Below are 19090 nucleotides of genomic sequence, written 5' to 3'. Positions count from 1 at the left end.
CTTTTTGTTTCGATTTACCTTCGCAACGCGCCTATGTCATCATCCTTTATATTGCTCCAAGGCACCGCATCGTTCTTCTTCCCAGAACTAGCTCGGGCTTTGCAGACGCGCGGGCACGTGGTTCAGAAGGTAAATTTTTGCGGCGGAGATTTGGTCTACTCTGGATTGCGCGACCAGTATAACTACGCAGGAACCGCGGAAGAACTTGAGTCGTGGTATTCACAGCTTCTCACGCAAAGCGGTGCAACCGATATCGTGCTCTTCGGTGATTGCCGTCCGGTCCATATGCCAATTCATTCGATCGCTGCCTCGCACGGCGCTCGCGTGCACGTTTTCGAGGAAGGATACGTTCGGCCGAATTGGATCACTCTGGAGCGTTTCGGTGTCAACGGGCGTTCCCAACTGCGTTGTGATGCAGATTGGCTGAAAGAGCATCGTCACATTATCCCTCCGGTTCCAGAGAGTCGGCACACTGGATACAATTTGCGTGAGCGTGCCTACCACGACATTCGCTATCGACTGGCAAACACTCTTTACGCGCGCCGTTTTCCACACTACGTCAGTCACCGTCCGCGTAACGGCGCAGTGGAATACGCTGGCTTGGCGATTGGCCTTGCACTGACAAAGAAACGCGAGCGATATGCTGCTGAGGTTACCGCGAGGTTGTTAGGCGGCGGGAACGACTATTACCTAGTCCCGCTTCAATTGAATTCCGACGCGCAGGTGGTGCACCATTCGCCTTTCGGCGGCATCAGCGACTTCGCTCAAGCGATTCTGAGATCCTTCGCATTGAATGCGCCGCAAGACGCGTCGCTGGTATTCAAGAGTCACCCTCTCGATACGGGACTGATCGATCATCGACGGAATCTGTTGGATCTTGCACGCGATCTAGGCGTTGATAACCGCGTTTATTTTATCAAGGGTGGTCATTTACCAACCTTGTTGAGCTATGCCCGAGGTGTAGCCGTGATCAATAGTACCGTCGGGCTTTCGGCACTTCACCATGGCCGGGCATTGATCGCTTTGGGTACGGCAGTCTATGACATGCCGGGAATGACTTGGCAAGGCACACTTGACGATTTCTGGTGTAGCGCATCCTCGCCGGACCGGGAGGTCTACCAGACTTTCCTGAACTATGTAATTGATCAGACTCAGATTAATGGTGATTTCTATACGCGAAGTGGTATAGCCATGGCAGTTACGGGTGTGATTGATCGGCTGGAGCCTTGCGCATGATGCTTGACCTGCCTGTTCGCCACATCGTGATCACCGGCGCGAGCGCAGGGCTCGGCCGCGCGCTCGCTCAGGCATATGCGGCGCCAGGCGTCGTTCTCGGTCTCATTGGCCGTGACGAGAAAAGACTCGAAGAATCGGCCGGCGCCTGCCGCGCAAATGGCGCAAGAGTGGAAACCGGCCTGATCGACGTCCGCGACTCCGCCGCCATGCAAGCCTGGCTGCACCAATTCGACGACGCTCACCCCATCGACCTGCTAATCGCCAACGCCGGCGCGGCCAGCACGCTCGCTTCCGTGCATGACTGGGAAGAACTCGAACGCACGGCCGCTATCGTCGACACTAACTTCTACGGCGTGATGCACGCGGTCCTGCCGGTCATCGCCCGCATGCGCCCGCGCCGTGGCGGCCAGATCGCGCTGATCAGCTCGCTTGCCGCATTGCGCGGCATGGCAATCTCACCGGCCTACTGCGCCAGCAAGGCAGCAATCAAAGCCTACGGTGATTCAGTCCGCCCGATCCTGTCGCGTGACGGTGTCCGCATGTCGATCGTCTTGCCCGGCTTCGTAAAGACGGCAATGAGCGACGTCTTCCCTGGCGACAAGCGGTTCCTCTGGTCGGCCGACAAAGCCGCCCAGCATATCCAGCACAAACTGAAAGCAGGGCGCGCCGAAATCGCTTTCCCCGGTCTGCTCGCGTTCGGCATGCGCCTTTTGCCATTGCTGCCCGCGGTAATGGCCGATGCGATTCTGGGTGGGTTGTCCTATTTACCACGTGAGGAGCGCTGAGTGGATACGACGCTCGTGCTCAGCTTTGCGGCGGCCGCCGGTCTCGCGTTTCTGCCCGAAGCGATCGCGGTGCCGCGCGCGTCGCTGCGCCGCTCGCCGATCGCCTTTGCTTTGCATGTCGTCGCAATTGTTTTTATTTGCCTGTGCCTGTTGCTGATCACAGGGCGCGTGAGGTTTTCCGCGTTTGTCGCAATCGCGCTAGTCGCATTGCTTGCCGGCGTGAGCAACGCAAAATATGCGTCCCTGCGCGAGCCGTTTGTCTTTACCGATCTCAGTCTCTTCAGTCAGCTGTTTGCGCATCCGCGTTTGTACTTGCCGTTTCTCAGCGCAGGGACGGTGGCAGCGATCATCGTTGGCATCGCAGTGGTGATCGGTGGTTTCGTAGCAGACACGCCAATGGGCAACAGGCCGTTCGGTGCAATTGTGATCGCTGCTGCCGTCTGCCTCGCCGCGGCCTATCTGCTCTCCGCACGCTTGCCCCTCACATTGAATCCGTCCGACGACCAGAAGCGTCACGGTTTCTTCGCCGTTTTCATCGCCTATCTGCTGAACGGCATGAAGCCGGCCACGCCACGCCATTTACGCGACGCGCTGGCCACGGGTCCATTTGCCACGGGCGCGCCTCGGTCGACGCCCGACGTGATCCTGATCCAGAGCGAGTCGTTCTTCGACGCGCGCCGCCTCACTGAATCGATCGCACCAGCCATCCTGCATCACTTCGACACCGCACGCCGCGAGTCGGTCCAGTACGGTGAGTTGACGGTCCCTGCGTGGGGCGCCAACACAATGCGCACGGAGTTCGCGGTCCTGACCGGTGTCGAAGGCGCGCAACTCGGCTATGCGCGTTTCTATCCGTACGCATTCGTGCGCAGTGCGTGCGCATCGCTCGCCTCGTGGTTCAAGCGTGGCGGCTATCAAACCAGGGCGATTCACCCGTACTACGCGGATTTTTTCGGCCGCGAACGAGCCTTCAGACATCTCCAGATCGACCGCTTTCTGGACATCGCATCGTTCAAGGATGCGCCGCGTGCCGGCCCGTACGTCGGTGATATGGCGGTTGCCGAATCGATTCTCAGCACGCTCGACGAACCGCGCGACAAGCCTGCGTTCATCTTCGTGATGACGATGGAAAACCACGGGCCGCTGCATCTCGAACCGGTACACGCAGGCGAGGGCGCAGCCTTCCACACGCTCGGCGACGATGCGCGCTGGCGCGATCTGACCGCCTATCTGCGCCACCTCGCCAACGCCGATGCGATGCTCGGCCGCCTGCTTTCAGCGCTACGCGCACGGCGCCGCGACACGGTGCTGTGCTTTTACGGCGATCACGTGCCCGCGCTGCCCCACGTATTTGGCGAACTCGGTCGCGAACCGGTTCGAAGCGACTACTTTATCTGGCGCAATTACGGCGAAGCGCCCGCCACGAATGAAGCTTTGTGCGCCGAACAACTCGGCCTCACCCTGATTCGAGCACTCGAACTAGGCCTGCCGGGCGGGGCACCGGCGCGCACGTTGCACCCAATGACGGAACAATGACCAAACAGATTGCAATTGTGGGGATGGCCTGCCGTTTCCCCGGCCATGTCGAGAGCCCCGATGATTTCTGGGCGCTGCTGCGCGATGAAAAAGACGCGGTCACGCAAGTACCGGCAGACCGTTTCGGCACGGAGTTCTATCAGCACCCGTCCAAGCGCGAAGCAGGCAAGAGCTACACGTTCTCGGCCGGCGTGCTCGACGACGTCGCCGGTTTCGACGCAGCCTTCTTCGGCATTTCGCCGCGCGAAGCGCAGCAGATGGATCCGCAGCAACGCCTGTTGCTCGAGCTCGCATGGGAAACCTTCGAGGATGCGGGCGTGCGTCCGCGCGACATGGAAGGCAGCAACTGCGCGGTCTACATCGGCGTGGCGAGTCCGGACTATGGCAATCGTTTCGTCGACGACCTGAACGCGGTCGATCCGTATTCGGCGACCGGCAATACACTCAGCATCGCGTCCAACCGTCTGTCCTATCTGTTCGATCTGCGCGGGCCGAGCGTGTCGGTCGATACGGCGTGTTCGTCTTCGCTGGTCGCCTTGCATCAGGCATGTCAGGCATTGCAATCGGGCGACGCCGAGATGGCGCTCGCGGGCGGCGTCAATCTTCTGCTGCATCCGTTCGGCTTTGTGACGTTCTCGAAAGCGTCGATGTTGTCGCCCCGCGGACGCTGCCGCGCATTCGACGCGACCGGCGACGGTTACGTGCGCTCGGAAGGCGGCGCGCTGGTGATGCTCAAGACGCTCGACCGTGCGCTGGCCGACGGCGACACGATCCACGCGGTGATCGCCGGTTCGGGCGTCAACTCGGACGGCTATTCGCAAGGCGGTATCAGCGTGCCGGGCGCCGCGACGCAAGCGGCATTGCTACGCACGGTCTACGAACGCGCGGGTGTCGATCCGCGCTCGCTTGCCTATGTCGAGGCGCACGGCACGGGAACGGCGGTCGGCGATCCGATTGAAGCGCGCGCCCTGATCGAAGTCGCGTCGGCGGGACGGCCGGTCGATCGGCCCTTGTTGATCGGCTCCGTGAAGACCAACGTTGGCCACCTCGAAACAGCTTCGGGGATGGCCGGTTTGATGAAGGCAATTCTGTGCCTGAAGCACCGTGCGGTGCCGAAGACGCTGCACTTCGAAACGCCGAATCCGGCGATTGATTTTGTCGGCGGCCGGTTGCGCGTCGTGGATCGTTTGACACCGCTCGGTAGTGGTGCGGAACCGCTGGTGATCGGCGTCAATTCGTTCGGGTTCGGCGGCACCAACGCACACATCGTTCTGCGGGAAGCACCGAAAGCACCGGCAGCACCTGTGGCGGATACCACCGTACGAGCCGAATTCGACTCAAAGGCCCTGTCGCCGTTGATCCTCTCGACTCGCACCGCAGCCGCACTGCCGGCGCTGGCGGCACGCTATCTGTCGATGCTGGATAACGGCGCGCCCTGGAGCACACTGGCATCGAACGCGGCGCATCATCGCCAGTGGCTCAAGCATCGCGCGGTCATCGCTCCGTCGACCCCGGCCGAAGCGCGTGCGGCGCTCGCCGCACTAGCCACGCCGGTGCCGGATCAGACAGAAGCGGCGCTCGTGCAGGGCGAAACCCCGGGCGACGATACACGTCTTGCGCTGGTGTTTTCCGGCAACGGTTCGCAGTGGGCCGGCATGGGCAAGCAATTGCTCGAACAGGAGCCGGTGTTCCGCGCCGCGCTCGACGAGCTCGACGCGTTGTGGCGTGCCGACGGCAGTGCCTCGCTGGTCGAGGTGCTGCGTGAAGGTGTCTCCGCCGCCACGCTGGAAGCCACCGAGCACGCGCAACCGCTGCTATTTGCGATTCAGGTTGGGGTCGTGCGCGTCATCGAAGCGCGTGGCGTCGGCTATGACGTGTGCCTCGGCCACAGCGTCGGCGAAGTCGCTGCGGCGTGGGCGTCGGGTGCGCTGACGCTGGCACAAGCCGTACACGTGATCAAGATTCGCAGTCGCGCTCAGGCAAGCACGCGCGGCACGGGTCGAATGGCTGCTGCCGGGCTTGGCGAAGCGGCCATGCGTGCGCTGATGGCGCAACTCGGCGTGGACACCGCGGTGGAAGTCGCGGGGGTTAACAGCCCGCATGCGGTCACGCTGGCCGGCCCACTCGGTGCGTTGCAGGTGCTCGAAGCCGCGGTGAAGGAAAGTGGTCGTTTCTTCCAGATGCTGGATCTGGACTATGCATTCCACAGCCGTCAGATGGATCCGATCGAGCCGAGCGTGCTGCAGGGCCTCGCGGATCTCGTGCCGAATGCTGCATCGCGTAGCTTCGTCTCGACGGTGACGGGTACCGAGCTCGCGGGCAACGAACTCGACGCGCAATACTGGTGGCGCAATATCCGCGAGCCGGTGCGTTTCGGCGATGCCGTGGCTCAGGTCGCCCAGACGGGCGTGCGCCTGTTCCTCGAAGTCGGCCCGCATTCGATTCTGCGCACCTATGTGACGCAGACGCTAGACGATTCTCGGATCACCGGCCGCTCGTTGCCGACGCTCAAGCGCAACCACGACAGCGCGCAGATGCTGCACCACGCGATCTACGCGATGCTTGCGAATGGCGCGCGTGTCGACGTCGAACGCTTCGCGCCGACGAGCGCACGCGTGGCGCTACCGTCCTACCCTTGGCAACACGAACGCTATTGGCTTGGCCCGACCGCTGAGGCTTACAACCTGGTCAATCGCCGCCGCGAACATCCGCTGCTCGGTTACCGTCTGCGCGAGCACGCGCTCGCCTGGGAAAATCAGCTCGATCCGGCCGGTCTGCCGATGCTGGCCGACCACGTGGTCGATGGCGGCGTGGCGTTCCCCGGCGCAGGCTACGTCGAAATGGCGCTCGCCGCCGCGCGTGCGCATTTCGGCACGCAAAGCTGCGCTGTCGAGAACCTCGAAATCCGTCTACCGGTGGTGTTCCAGCCGCAGCATTCGAAGCTGTTCCGCTTCACCGTCGACGTGCGTACCGCGAGTTTCACGATCGAAACACGCGATCGCATGTCAGACGAAGCGTGGTCGCTCAACGTCACCGGCCGCTTGCTGGCGAGCGGCTGTGCGCTGAGTACGGAAGGCGAGGCGGACGCGCTGCCGGCCACCACGCTCACCGAGCTGTTCGCGCAACCGGCCATGTCCGGCACAACGCTGTATGCGAACACCACCGCGATTGGCTTGAGCTACGGTCCGGCGTTTCAATGGGTGCGCACGGTGCACGTCGACGCGAACGCCGGCGTGGCGCTGGCGGAAGTGGAAGTCCCCGCTGTCCTCGCGCAAGCCGAGTCCGGCTCGGAACCGAGTGCCTATGCGCTTCATCCGGCCCTGATGGACAGCGGGTTCCATCCGCTGTTCGCCTTGCTCGCATCGGCGGATCAAGCTGAGGTCGAACACGCGGCCTATGTGCCGGTGCAAATCGGACGCATCGACTATCTGCGCGGCGACGCGATCCGCTACGTGGTCGCACGGATCGAACGGCGTAGTCCGCATTCGGTCGTGGCGTCGTTCGAATTCGCCGACGCGCATGGCGCGATCGTCGCGCGGCTCGGCGCATGCCGCTTCCGCCGCGTCGATCTGATGGGGCGCCGTCAGCATGCGCCTGCACGTTACGCCTATATCGTCGAGGCCAAACCGCTTGCCGCTGACCTCGATGCACGCATGTTGCCGGAGCCAGCCGCGTTGCTGGAAGCTGCCGCTGCAGCATTGGCTGCGCAGGAAGATCAGCCGCGCAGACAGGCGCATCTGACTGAAATGCTGCCGCTGCTCGACGTGCTCGCTAGCGCTTACGCATTGAATGCACTCGATGCGATTGACGTGTTTGCGCAACCGTCGTTGCCGGACTGTGCGCATCCGGCCCTGCTGGCGCGTCTCGTGCAGATCGTCGTTGAAGACGGCCTCGCGCAGCGCGACGGTACACGTCTCGTGCGAGACGCCGTGGCCTGCGAGAATCTGCCGGGCATCGATGAACTGTGGCGCGACCTGCTTGCGCAGTCGCCCGCGCACGTGGCCGAACTGACGCTGCTTGCGCATTGCGGCGCAGCGCTGCCTGCCGTGTTGCGCGGCGAAGTGAGCGGCGCGCAGATTCTGCCGCCGTCGCGCAGCAGTCTGGTCGAGCACTTCTTCGAAGCTTCGCCGACGTGGACCCACGTCAATGCGCTGACCGGCGCCTGCCTGCATCGGGCGATCGAAGGGTGGAGCGAATCGCGCCGCTTGCGCGTGCTCGAACTCGATTCGCCATCGAGCGATGTGCTGCAGCCGCTCGCGATTCACGTGCCGGTGTCGCGCTGCGACTACACGATTGCAGGCACGCATGAGCAGTTGAGCGGCTTCGACGCGAGCGAGCATCCGTCCGTGCGGATCGCCAACTTTGAGTTCGGTGATGCACCGCGCCTGTCAGGCATCGAAGCCGGCGAGCGTTATGACATCGTTGTGGCGAGCCACGTGCTTGCCGCACAGGCGGAACCACGTGCACTACTCAACGCGCTGCGCGGCTGGCTCGCGCCGGGCGCGCTGGTCGTGATCGCGGAGCCACGCAATAGCCGCTTCGCCGATATCGTGTTCGATCTCGATGCGGATGCCGCGCACGCCAACGCGCGCCGTGCGGCATGGTTGTCGCCGGTAGCCTTGACGAAACACCTTGAAGAAGTGGGCTTCGAACAGGTCACACGGCATACAGAGCAGGGTCTGGATCTCGAAGGCGCACCGACGCTGATCGTCGCACGCGAGCCGCATAGCGGCGCTACGCCTGGCAACGAGGGCGAAGCACAGACGCCGTCGGCGCATTGGTCCCTGCTGTACGCAGCGGAAACCGGCGTCGACGAGACCCTGGCTGCTGCCTTGCGGGCAGCCGGCCACACGACGTCGAGCAATACGCTCAAGGCGTTGTGTCACGACATGAGCAAGCTGGCCGTGCCGGCAGAGCGTGCGCATCACATCGTATTTATCGCGCCGGATCACACGCTGTCCGCCGATGCGGATGGCGCAGAAGTGATGCACGTCCAGCAGCAGACCACGCTCGCGCTAGCGCAACTTGTGCGCGATCTCACCGCGGTTGCTGGCGTCATACAGCCGCAATTGTGGATCGTGACGCGCGGCGGTGCGCCTGTCGCCACACCGTTTACCGATGCCGCGACGTTGCGTCCCGAGCAGGCGGCGATGTGGGGGCTCGGCCGTGTGCTGGCCAACGAGCATCCGGAGCTGTCGTGCCGTTTGATCGACGTATCGCCGGCGTGCCGCGATGCTGGCGTCCAGTTGGCGCGTGAGCTGCTCGCGTCCGACGGTGAAGAAGAAGTGCTGCTCACCGCGCACGGCCGCTATGTGCCACGCATGCTGTCTGCGGCGAGCGCTGCACTGCGCAGCAAATCGACTGCCTCGGTACGTCCGCAGAGCGAAGGGGCGGTGCTCGGTTTTGCGTCGCCTGGCTCGTTGCGCAACCTGGAATGGTTCGCACTGCCGCAACGCGAACTCGCGGCGGATGAAGTCGAAATCGAACCGGTTGCAACGGGTCTGAATTTCCGTGACGTGATGTACGCGATGGGCTTGCTGTCCGACGAAGCCGTTGAAAACGGTTTTGCCGGCGCGACGATCGGTATGGAACTGTCGGGGCGCGTCTCACGCGTCGGTCGGGACGTGCAGCGATTCGCACCGGGCGATGCGGTACTCGGTTTCGCACCGGCGTCCTTCGCGAGCCACGTGCGTACGAAGGCCGAGGCCATCGCCCGCAAGCCCGAACGTCTCACTTTTGAAGAAGCAGCGACGGTACCGACCACCTTTTTCACGGCGTACTACGCGCTGAGCGAGTTGGCGCGACTGCGCCGCGGCGAGCGCGTGCTGGTGCACGGTGCGGCGGGCGGAGTAGGGATCGCGGCGATCCAGCTCGCGCGCCACCTGGGTGCGGAAGTGTTTGCAACGGCGGGCAGCCGCGAGAAGCGCGAATTCGTGCGTCTGCTCGGCGCTGATCACGTGTTCGATTCGCGCAGCCTGGCGTTTGCCGATGAAATCCGTGAGCGCACGCGAGGTGCAGGCGTCGATATCGTGCTCAATTCGCTTGCCGGTGAAGCGATGGTGCGCAGCATCGACACGCTGCGTCCGTTCGGCCGTTTCCTCGAACTCGGCAAGCGCGACTTCTACGAAAACAGCCGTATCGGCTTGCGGCCGTTCCGCAACAACATCAGCTATTTCGGCATCGATGCCGACCAGTTGATGAACGCATTGCCGGATCTGACCTCGTGTCTGTTCAAAGAGGTCATGCAACTGTTCACGCGCGGCGTGTTGCATCCGCTGCCTTATCGCGCGTTTCCGGCGGAACGCGTCGAGGAAGCATTCCGTCACATGCAGCAGGCACGTCAGATTGGCAAGATCCTCGTGACGTATCCGGCGGGTACGCCGAGTCCGTCGCGCGCGACGGCCGGCGCTGAAGCGCTGCAACTCGATCCGGCAGCAGCGTATTTGATCGTCGGCGGCACGGGCGGGCTTGGTTTTGCCACTGCCCGCTGGATGATGTCGCGCGGCGCACGACATCTGACGCTCGCGAGCCGTTCAGGCGTGCTCGTACCGGAGCTGACCGCAGAGGCTGCGCGTTGGCGCGAAGAAAACGGCACACAGGTGCACACGGCGGCCTGCGACGTCACGAACGCAGCCGCGCTCGACGCGCTGCTCTCCGATATCGCCGCGCGCGGAACGCCACTCAAGGGTGTGCTCCATTCGGCGATGGTGATTGACGACGGTCTCGTACGCAATCTCGACGACGCACGTTTCGCCGCAGTGCTCGCGCCGAAGCTGGCCGGCGCATGGAACCTGCACCGTGCCACGCGCGCTGCGAAACTCGATTTCTTCGTGGTCTATTCATCGGCGACGACTTTCCTTGGCAATCCAGGGCAGTCGAGTTACGTCGCGGCCAACAGCTTCCTCGAGGCGCTGATCGCCCAGCGCCGCGCGGCCGGCTTGCCGGGCACGTACATGGCATGGGGCCCGCTGGACGACGTTGGCTTCCTCGCGCGCAACGCAGAGACCCGTGAGGCGCTGCAGGCGCGCATCGGCGGCTTGTCGATTACGTCGGCCGAAGCGCTCGCGGCGCTGGAGCGTGCGATCGTCGATATGAACGCCGGCGAAGCGGTAGTTCGGCTCGACTGGCAGGCGCTTTCGCTCGGCATGCCGGCCGCGCGCGCTCGCCGCTACACGGAACTGCATGCACGCGGCAGTCACGAACCGGCACGCCAGGGCGGCGCGCAGATGCGCGACCAGATTCTCGGCCTGGCATTCGCGGATGCCTTGCAGCTGGTCGAAGAAACCTTGCAGGCACAGATCGCACGCATCCTGCACATGTCGCCGGAAAAAATCGAAACCGGCCGCTCGATCCTCGATATGGGCATGGATTCGCTGATGGGGATGGAACTCGGCATGGCGGTCGAAGAGAGTTTCCAGGTCAAGCTGTCGATCATGACGATGGCCGAAGGCGCGACGGTGCGTTCATTGGCGCAGCGGATCGTCGAATCGATCCAGACGCAGGACGATGTGGCGGAGCCAAACGGTGTCGCGGCGCAGGTGGCGGCGGTCGCCGCGCAACATGCGCTCGATGTCGGCGCTCACGCGCTGGCCGATGTCGCCGATGCGTTGTCGGGGCAAGCGGATACGGCAACACCTGTCCCGACACCAGCCGCGACGGAGCTCGTCTGATGAACGCACCCACAGGCTGGCGCCGCCGTGAAGGGACGCTCGCGCGGCCGCTGGCGTTAAGCGGTCACGGTCTGCATACCGGACGACGCGTGAACGTGCGGATTCTTCCCGTCGATGCCGATGGTCCGCGTGGCATCGTGTTTCGCCGCATGCAGGGCGCAGGTGTCCTGGCTGAGCTCGCGGTGAGCCCGTCGTTACGACGCGGCCAGCCGCTTTGCACGATGCTCGAAAGCGCCAATGGCGTTCGTGTGCGCACCATCGAGCACCTGCTGGCGTCGCTGCTGACCTGCGAAATTGATCGTGCGACTGTCGAACTGGATGCCGAAGAAGTACCGATTCTCGATGGCAGCGCCCAGCCGTGGATCGAGGCGATCCATGCGTGCGGACGAAGCGAATTGCCGCACGCCAAGCGTTTTATTCGCGTGCTGCGTCCAGTGAAGATAGCCGACGGCGAGGGCACCCGCGATGAGCGCAGTATCTCGATCGAACCGTCGGCCGCTTATGAAATGGCCGTGCGCAACGACCTCAAAGGCTTCGGTGCATTGCGTTGGGACGGCGCGGTGACGCCTAAGAGTTTTGCCGAGGAGATCGCACCCTCGCGTTCATACGGACGCGTCAAATGGGCCATCCCCGCAATTCTCGCCGGTTATGTGCGCGGCATGCCGATTCTGCGCGGCGCACGCCTGTCGTGTACTGCTGCGATCGTCGGCAACCGCGTGCTGGGTGGAATGCGTGTGCCGGATGAGTTCGTGCGGCACCGCGTGCTGGATCTGGTCGGCGACATGGCGATGGCCGGCGCGCCGCTGCTCGGTCGCGTCACCGCATTGCGGCCGAGTCATGAAATGAACTACCGGCTGGTTGCCGAACTGCTCGCCACGCGTGACGCATGGGAATGGGCTGAATTTCCGGCTTGATATCGACATCAGGCCGCACCTCACAGGGTTATCTGAACAGCATGGGATTGGGTGATCATATCCGTCAGCAACTCGCCGCGAAGGCGTTGATGCGGCAACTGGAGCGCGTCTCCGAAGAGGCGCAGACCCCTGGCGCGCCGTTGCCCGCCGGTGGCACACGCGCGGCGCAAGACGTTTCGCGCGCTGCTCTGTGCAGCTTCGAGACCATGCCGGGTTATCAGCAGGTCGAAATATTGCGGCAGATGGGCGAGAAGCTGCAGGTGGAGTCGCCGTTTTTTCGCGTGCATGAAGGTATTGCGGGCGCGACCACCCAGATTGGCGGCGCGCAATATCTGAACTACGCGAACTATAACTATCTCGGCCTTGCCGGCGATCCGCTCGTATCCGCGCGAGCGAAAGAAGCGATTGATCGCTACGGTACGTCGGCATCCGCGAGCCGGATGGTGGCGGGCGAGCGGCCCGTGCAGCGCGAACTCGAAGCGGCGCTTGCCTCGTTGTACGAGGTGGACGATTGCGTCGTGTTCGTGAGCGGCCATGCCACCAACGTGACAGTGATCGGCTCGCTGTTCGGTCCCGGCGATCTGATCGTGCATGACTCACTCGCGCACAACAGTATCGTGCAGGGCGCGCAATTGAGCGGTGCGAAACGGCTGAGTTTTCCGCACAACGACTGGCAGGCGCTTGATGCGCTGCTCGCACGCGTGCGGCACGACTACCGGCGTGTGCTGATCGCGATCGAAGGCCTGTACAGCATGGATGGGGACATACCCGATCTGGCTCAATTCGTCGACATCAAGCGCCGGCATGCCGCGTTTCTGATGGTTGACGAGGCGCACTCGCTCGGCGTGCTGGGCGAGCGAGGCCGGGGCGTTCGCGAGCATTGCGGCGTGGCGAGCGGCGACGTCGATATCTGGATGGGCACGCTCAGCAAAACACTTGCGGGATGCGGCGGGTTTATCGCCGGCTCGCAGGCACTGATCGATATCTTGCGGCATCTCGCGCCCGGCTTTCTGTATAGCGTCGGCCTCGCGCCTGCACTGGCGGCCGCGTCGCTTGCAGCGCTCGAACGGCTGATTGCTGAACCGGCGCGGGTGGCGCTGCTGCGTGCGCGCGGCAAGCAGTTCCTCGACGAAGCGCGCGCCGCGGGTCTCGACACGGGCAAGAGCGCCGGTTATGCAGTCGTGCCGATCATTACCGGCAGCACCTTGAAAGCCGCGCAGTGGGCCAACGCGATGTTTGCTGAAGGCATCAACGTACAGCCGATTTTCTATCCCGCCGTCGAAGAAAAGGCGGCGCGTCTGCGGTTTTTTATCTGTTCGACGCATGAGCCGGAACAGATCAGTCGAACCATCGCGGCGCTCAAGCGCCTGCCGCGTTAAAGAGGGACACTCGCCATGTACGCCGTTGAATCAGAGCGCGCTCGCACATCAAAGCAGGGGCAGGAAGCGGGTGCTTTGCAGTTCCGCCCGGCGCGAGCAGAAGACGCAGAGGCGTGCGCGCGGTTGATCTTCGCCTCGGGTGTGCGTGAGTTCGGGTTCTTTCTCGGCGAACCCGACCATCGGTGCATCGAGTTTCTGCAATTCGCGTTCACGTCGAAACACGGCCGTTTCTCCTACCGGCGGCACCGCGTCGCCGTGACGGGCGACGATAACGTATTGGCTGTGCTTGCCATGCATGACGGCAGGACCATCTGGTTTGACGATCCTCATGTTGCGCTGATGCTGATGGTGTTTTTTGGCGTGCGCAGCACCGTGGGCATGCTGTTGCGTGGGCTCGTGCTGGAGAGTGAATTGCCCGCACCGAAGTCGTCACAAACGCTGATTGCACATTGCGCGACGGATGAACAGATGCGGGGTATGGGTGTGTTCAGTGCGCTATTTACCAGCGTATTGCGCGCGGACCTGATACACGTCGAGCCCGATCGGCAGATCGTACTGGACGTATTGGTCAGCAATCGGCGTGCGTACGATCTGTATCAACGCCTGGGCTTTGTCGAACTGCCACGCCGGGCGCCAATCTCGCGCCGTTTGCCGCAGGAACTGGAATCGGTACGAATGCAGCTTATGCGCCGGGCTTGAATAGGGGCCGGGGGAGCAGGGCGCGCACATTCAAACAATATCTAGAGAGAAAAGAGAAAAAGACCATGCATATTTATCCAGTCATTCTTTGCGGTGGAAGCGGCACGCGGCTGTGGCCAATGTCGCGCGGTGGATATCCGAAGCAGTACCTCAAGTTGACGGGCGAAAACACCCTGGTTCAGCAAACCGCCCTGCGCCTGCGAGGTATCGCCGACGTCGCATCGCCGATCGTCGTCACAAACAATGAGCAGCGCTTTCTTGTGGCCGAGCAGTTGCGCCAGGTCGATGTCGTCTCGTCGGCGATCGTGCTCGAGCCGGCCAGCCGCAACACGGCGCCTGCTATCGCGGTAGCGGCGTTGCTGGCCATGCGTGAAAGCCCGGACGCGCTGCTGCTCGTTCTGCCGTCCGATCACGTGATTAAAGGCGAAGCGGCTTTCATTAAAGCGGCCGAAGCCGCAGCGCAGATTGCCAAAGACGGCTATCTGGTCACGTTCGGTATTACGCCAACCGAACCGCACACTGGCTACGGCTACATCCGTTCAGGCGCGAGCCTTGTCGAAGGCGAGCCAACCTTCGCGGTAGATTCCTTCGTCGAGAAGCCGGACGCCGCGACGGCGCAACGTTTTCTTGAGGATGGCAGCTACTACTGGAATAGCGGCATGTTCATGCTGAAAGCGTCCACCTACATGGAGGAGCTGCGGCGCTACGAGCCTGAAATCGCGAAGCAGGCGGAGCTTTCGCTCGAGAGTGCGCAGCGCGACAACGATTTCGTCCGTCTCGAAGCACAAAGCTTCTCGGCCTGTCCCAACATCTCGGTCGACCATGCCGTAATGGAAAAAACGAAGCGCGCCGCCGTGGTCGCGGTGGCGGATCTCGGCTGGAACGACATCGGCTCGTGGACGGCGCTCGCCGACATTGCGGAGCGCGATGCACAGTACAACGCGCTGATCGGCGATGTGCTGACCGACGCCGTGACCAATTCGTACATCCGCGCTGAACACCGGCTGGTGGCTGCGATCGGGCTGGATAACGTCGTGATCGTCGAGACCGCTGATGCCGTGCTCGTGGCGCATCGCGACCAGGCGCAGGACGTCAAAAAGATCGTCGCGCAGTTGAATGCCATGGGACGTCACGAGTCGGTCACGCACCGTCGCGTGGTGCGGCCATGGGGATCGTACGAAGGCATCGATAGCGGCGACCGGTTCCAGGTCAAGCGCATCGTCGTCAGCCCCGGCGCGCAATTGAGTTTGCAGATGCATCACCATCGTGCGGAGCATTGGATCGTCGTCAAGGGCACCGCGCTCGTTACCAACGGCGACAAAGAGATCATCCTGACCGAAAACCAATCGACGTACATTCCGCTTGGGGTGACGCACCGGTTGCTGAATCCGGGCAAGATTCCGCTCGAGTTGATCGAGGTGCAGTCCGGCGCCTATCTCGGCGAGGACGACATCGTGCGTTTCGAAGACACCTATGGGCGTGTTCGAGATTGACCTGCCTCGAAACACACGTTAGCATCGTTTCCATGATCGCATCTATCCATTCCCGTTCGCATTCTTTGCACGCATGCTGTTGCAGCCTGCCAAGGGGAGCTTGCGTCTAGAGAGTCGATCTGTACACGTCCGTATTCCTGAGGCCACCCGTCACAAGACCGGTGGCTTTTTGTTTTGATCTTTTCGTTTTCGCTCTCACGCACTTACGTTCACTAACGCGCTCAACACCACAGGAATTCACATGCCACTCGTCCTGTACGACACCTGGTCGCGCACCTTACGCGCTTTCACGCCGATTCAAGCGGACCACGTTGGGCTGTATTGCTGCGGTCCAACCGTGTACGACCACGCGCATATCGGCAACCTTCGCACCTACGTATTCGAAGACGTGCTGCGCCGCGTGATGACATTGAACGGCTACACCGTGCGGCACGTCGTCAATATCACCGACGTCGGCCATCTGGTTTCCGATGCCGACGAAGGCGAAGACAAAATGGAGAAGGGCAGCCGCCGCACCGGCGAATCGGCGTGGGCGATCGCCGAGCGATATACCGAAGCCTTCATGAGCGACTGGCACGCGTTGAACCTGCTCGAGCCTGCCCTCTGGTGCCGCGCAACCGATCACATCGTCGAGCAGATCGATTTCATTGCCGGCCTCGAACGCAACGGCTATACGTACCGCACGGCCGACGGCGTCTACTTCGACACGAGCAAACAGGACGATTACGGCTTTCTCGCACGTCTCGATGTCGCCGGCCTGCAGGCCGGCAAGCGTGTGGCGTTAGGAGAGAAACAGCACGCAACGGATTTCGCGCTATGGAAATTCAGTCCGCCGGACACCATGCGGCAAATGGAGTGGGATAGCCCGTGGGGCCGGGGTTTCCCCGGTTGGCATATCGAGTGCTCGGCGATGTCGGCGAAATACCTCGGCCCGTGGTTCGACATTCATTGCGGCGGAGAGGATCACATCGCCGTGCATCACAGCAATGAAATCGCGCAGACTCAGGCACGCCATGGAACCCGTCTCGCGAACTTCTGGATGCACGGCCATTTCCTCACGCTGGACGCCGGCAAGATGTCGAAGTCGGGCGGCGATTTCGTGCGGTTGCAGACGTTGATCGATCGAGGCGTCGATCCGCTCGCGTATCGCTACTTGTGCCTCAGCGCGCATTATCGGAGCACGCTGCGCTTCAATCTCGAAGCGCTCGATGCCGCGCAATCTGCGTTGGACCGTTTGCGTCGAGCCTATGTGCAATGGCCCGAAGGAGGCGCGCCCGATGCGAACAGCGTCGAACGTTTCAAGGCCGAGGTCGACCAGGATCTGAATCTGCCGCGCGCGCTCGCCGTGCTGTGGGATGTGGTGAGAAGCGATCTCCCGGCGGCGACGCGACGGGCGACGGTCGATCGATTCGACGCCGTGCTAGGACTCCGGCTCGCCGACTGGAAGGAAGATGTGCCTGATGTTCCCGCCGATATCGCGCTTATCTTCGATGCGCGTGACAAGGCCCGCGCGGCCAAGGACTGGACCGAGGCTGATCGTCTGCGTGAGCAATTAAGAGCCGAGGGCTGGCTCGTGGACGACGGTCCGGGTGGGCAGGTGCTGCGTCCGCGCGATACAGGGAAGTAACGATATCCTGGCGTGGCAATGAGAAGTAGACGGGCCGCCATGCTGGCCCGTCTATCCTCACGCTTCACGCGGTTTCTCGCGATGCCTAAAGCGGCACCACGACAGGCTCGGAGTGGCAAGGCGGCTTGCCGTATGGGACATGGACAGGCCCACAGCCCCAATGAATCGGCGGACACTCCCAGCCGCGCCGAACGACAATGGGCGGCATCATCCCGCCGGGGCAAGCAGACGGTGCTTCCCGCGTGAGGTAGGCGATGCCGCCGCGGACGGATTGCGAAGCCGCGCGGTCGAGTTCATCGGCGCGGGGCAAATCTTTGAGAACTAGCGTTTTCATGGTGGATCTCCGGTAGGGTTGGATTAACAGTGAGCCCGGGTATCGCCGCGCTCATTGATTCCCTTTGCACACACCATGCCATCCGCCGCAAAGCGGCATGGCGTCCACATCAACCGATCTCGCGCGCGCAAGATGGTTGAGATACACCGACTCGTGACGCTATGGTGTTGGTGCACTACCAACAGCTACGCCCGCCGGAATTGCGGGCACAATAAGTAACCTCGCGCCACTCGCGCACGAATCGCCGATTTCCATTAGCAAGCAAAGGAGGATGTATGAGCCAGCAGAAAGCCATCGAATATTCCGCAGCTTCGCCTGAAGTCAAAGCCGTCTATGACGACATCAAGCAGACCCGCCAGGTCGACGACGTCAATAACTTCTGGAAATACATCGCCCAGCATCCGCCTACGCTCGCGCGCACCTGGGACAGCCTGAAGGACGTGATGGCGCCGGGGGCGCTCGATCCGCTGATCAAGGAATTGCTTTACGTCGCGGTGAGCGTGACAAACAACTGCGGGTACTGCGTCGCGAGCCATACGGCTGCGGCCCGCCGCGCGGGTATGACCGATGAGATGTTTGGCGAACTGCTGGCGGTGGTCGGTATGGCGAACGAGACCAACCGCCTCGCGGTGGGGTATCGCGTGCCGATCGACCCGGCCTTCGAGTAAGGTCGTCGAGTAAGGGCGAGCGCGCTTAACCCCGCGCTTAACTCTGTACGCCGCGCCATCCGGCGAGCAGCGCGGGCAGGTCGGCCATGTCGCGGAAGACGTGAACCGCGCCCGCGCCATGCAAGGCGGTAGCGCTGCTGTGGCTCAGTTCTTTCGGACAGTAGCCGAACACTGTGGCGCCGGCGGCTACGCCTGCCGTGACGCCCGTGACGGTATCGTCAACCACGGCGCAACGTTGCGGTTCCACGCCGAGGCTTGCGGCCGCGGCGAGATAGACATCGGGATACGGCTTGTTGCGCGGTGTTTCATGACCGCTGGAGATGCGCCCTTCGAAGCAGTCGAGAATACCGGCCTTCACCAGTTGCAATTCCACTTTGATGCGATCGGCGCCGGACGCGACAGCAATGCGTCCGTTGAGCGACGCATAAAGCGCGCGCACTGCCGACGCCGCGCCGTCGATCGCCACCAGCTCGCGGTCGAGGGCCTCATTGCGGCGCGCACGAAATTGCATGAGCCAATCCGTTGTAATCGCGAAGCCGGTGCGCGCTTCGATGAGTGCGGCTTCATCCCTGACGGCCTTGCCGACAAAAATTTGCATCGCCTCTTCAACGCTCAATTGCCAGCCTAACTCGCCGAGCATTTCGGTGAGGACGCGGCTAGTGATGGGTTCGGAGTCGACGAGCACGCCGTCGCAGTCGAAAAGTACGGCGTCGAAAGGAAAATCGGCCATCGGGCAGGGTACGGAAAGT

12 protein-coding genes are annotated in these 19090 nt (G+C 62.6%); 10 read left to right on the top strand and 2 right to left on the bottom strand.

Going from position 1 to position 19090, the window contains the following annotated elements; translation table 11 throughout:
* Positions 1 to 33: 33 nt before the first annotated feature.
* The 9 genes from BM438_RS35790 (at position 34) to cysS (ending at position 17339) form a co-directional block, all read left to right on the top strand.
* Positions 34 to 1236 (top strand): capsule biosynthesis protein, encoded by a 1203-nt coding sequence (locus tag BM438_RS35790; RefSeq protein WP_093644539.1) that lies wholly within the window; start codon positions 34 to 36, stop codon positions 1234 to 1236.
* Complete coding sequence (locus BM438_RS35785) at positions 1236 to 2021, top strand: SDR family NAD(P)-dependent oxidoreductase (protein ID WP_408284013.1); 786 nt, start codon at positions 1236 to 1238, stop codon at positions 2019 to 2021. The genes BM438_RS35790 and BM438_RS35785 overlap by 1 nt, the downstream gene beginning before the upstream one ends.
* On the top strand, positions 2022 to 3557 hold the full coding sequence (locus BM438_RS35780; RefSeq protein WP_093644535.1) for an LTA synthase family protein: 1536 nt from the start codon (positions 2022 to 2024) through the stop codon (positions 3555 to 3557).
* The gene (locus BM438_RS35775) at positions 3554 to 11227 is read left to right on the top strand and encodes a type I polyketide synthase (RefSeq protein ID WP_093644533.1); all 7674 of its coding nucleotides are present in this window, start codon (positions 3554 to 3556) and stop codon (positions 11225 to 11227) included. Before BM438_RS35780 ends, BM438_RS35775 begins: the two co-directional genes overlap by 4 nt.
* Positions 11227 to 12141, top strand: a complete 915-nt coding sequence (locus tag BM438_RS35770) for a UDP-3-O-acyl N-acetylglycosamine deacetylase (RefSeq protein ID WP_093644531.1) — start codon at positions 11227 to 11229, stop codon at positions 12139 to 12141. The genes BM438_RS35775 and BM438_RS35770 overlap by 1 nt, the downstream gene beginning before the upstream one ends.
* A gap of 41 nt (positions 12142 to 12182) precedes the next feature.
* On the top strand, positions 12183 to 13520 hold the full coding sequence (locus BM438_RS35765; protein ID WP_093644529.1) for an aminotransferase class I/II-fold pyridoxal phosphate-dependent enzyme: 1338 nt from the start codon (positions 12183 to 12185) through the stop codon (positions 13518 to 13520).
* A gap of 15 nt (positions 13521 to 13535) precedes the next feature.
* Positions 13536 to 14219: a GNAT family N-acetyltransferase gene (locus BM438_RS35760; RefSeq protein WP_093644527.1), complete on the top strand. Its 684-nt coding sequence runs from the start codon at positions 13536 to 13538 to the stop codon at positions 14217 to 14219.
* A gap of 65 nt (positions 14220 to 14284) precedes the next feature.
* Entirely contained in the window at positions 14285 to 15712 is a 1428-nt protein-coding gene (locus tag BM438_RS35755; RefSeq protein ID WP_093644525.1) for a mannose-1-phosphate guanylyltransferase/mannose-6-phosphate isomerase, read from the top strand.
* 241 nt (positions 15713 to 15953) lie between these two features.
* Positions 15954 to 17339, top strand: a complete 1386-nt coding sequence (gene cysS, locus BM438_RS35750) for a cysteine--tRNA ligase (protein ID WP_093644523.1) — start codon at positions 15954 to 15956, stop codon at positions 17337 to 17339.
* An 85-nt stretch (positions 17340 to 17424) separates the two neighbouring features.
* Here cysS and BM438_RS35745 read toward each other — a convergent pair whose 3' ends face one another.
* Entirely contained in the window at positions 17425 to 17673 is a 249-nt protein-coding gene (locus BM438_RS35745) for a hypothetical protein (RefSeq protein WP_093644521.1), read from the bottom strand.
* Between the two features lie 275 nt (positions 17674 to 17948).
* Between BM438_RS35745 and BM438_RS35740 the strand changes: the two genes are divergently transcribed.
* Complete coding sequence (locus BM438_RS35740) at positions 17949 to 18341, top strand: carboxymuconolactone decarboxylase family protein (RefSeq protein WP_093644519.1); 393 nt, start codon at positions 17949 to 17951, stop codon at positions 18339 to 18341.
* Between the two features lie 37 nt (positions 18342 to 18378).
* On the opposite strand, the gene BM438_RS35735 is transcribed toward BM438_RS35740, so the two are convergent.
* Complete coding sequence (locus tag BM438_RS35735; protein ID WP_093644517.1) at positions 18379 to 19071, bottom strand: HAD family hydrolase; 693 nt, start codon at positions 19069 to 19071, stop codon at positions 18379 to 18381.
* Positions 19072 to 19090 lie beyond the last annotated feature (19 nt).

Source organism: Paraburkholderia aspalathi (assembly GCF_900116445.1).
In the GTDB taxonomy this organism is placed as follows: domain Bacteria; phylum Pseudomonadota; class Gammaproteobacteria; order Burkholderiales; family Burkholderiaceae; genus Paraburkholderia; species Paraburkholderia aspalathi.
The sequence above is the reverse complement of the archived record's forward strand: the minus strand, read 5'-3'. Positions and strand labels throughout refer to the sequence as shown.

Excerpts from the sequence above, each read along its gene's own strand:
- BM438_RS35790 (WP_093644539.1), top strand. The coding sequence starts at position 34 with ATGTCATCATCCTTTATATTGCTCCAAGGCACCGCATCGTTCTTCTTC.
- BM438_RS35785 (WP_408284013.1), top strand. The coding sequence starts at position 1,236 with ATGCTTGACCTGCCTGTTCGCCACATCGTGATCACCGGCGCGAGCGCA.
- BM438_RS35775 (WP_093644533.1), top strand. The coding sequence starts at position 3,554 with ATGACCAAACAGATTGCAATTGTGGGGATGGCCTGCCGTTTCCCCGGC.
- BM438_RS35770 (WP_093644531.1), top strand. The coding sequence starts at position 11,227 with ATGAACGCACCCACAGGCTGGCGCCGCCGTGAAGGGACGCTCGCGCGG.
- BM438_RS35765 (WP_093644529.1), top strand. The coding sequence starts at position 12,183 with ATGGGATTGGGTGATCATATCCGTCAGCAACTCGCCGCGAAGGCGTTG.
- BM438_RS35760 (WP_093644527.1), top strand. The coding sequence starts at position 13,536 with ATGTACGCCGTTGAATCAGAGCGCGCTCGCACATCAAAGCAGGGGCAG.
- BM438_RS35755 (WP_093644525.1), top strand. The coding sequence starts at position 14,285 with ATGCATATTTATCCAGTCATTCTTTGCGGTGGAAGCGGCACGCGGCTG.
- cysS (WP_093644523.1), top strand. The coding sequence starts at position 15,954 with ATGCCACTCGTCCTGTACGACACCTGGTCGCGCACCTTACGCGCTTTC.
- BM438_RS35745 (WP_093644521.1), bottom strand. The coding sequence starts at position 17,673 with ATGAAAACGCTAGTTCTCAAAGATTTGCCCCGCGCCGATGAACTCGAC.
- BM438_RS35740 (WP_093644519.1), top strand. The coding sequence starts at position 17,949 with ATGAGCCAGCAGAAAGCCATCGAATATTCCGCAGCTTCGCCTGAAGTC.
- BM438_RS35735 (WP_093644517.1), bottom strand. The coding sequence starts at position 19,071 with ATGGCCGATTTTCCTTTCGACGCCGTACTTTTCGACTGCGACGGCGTG.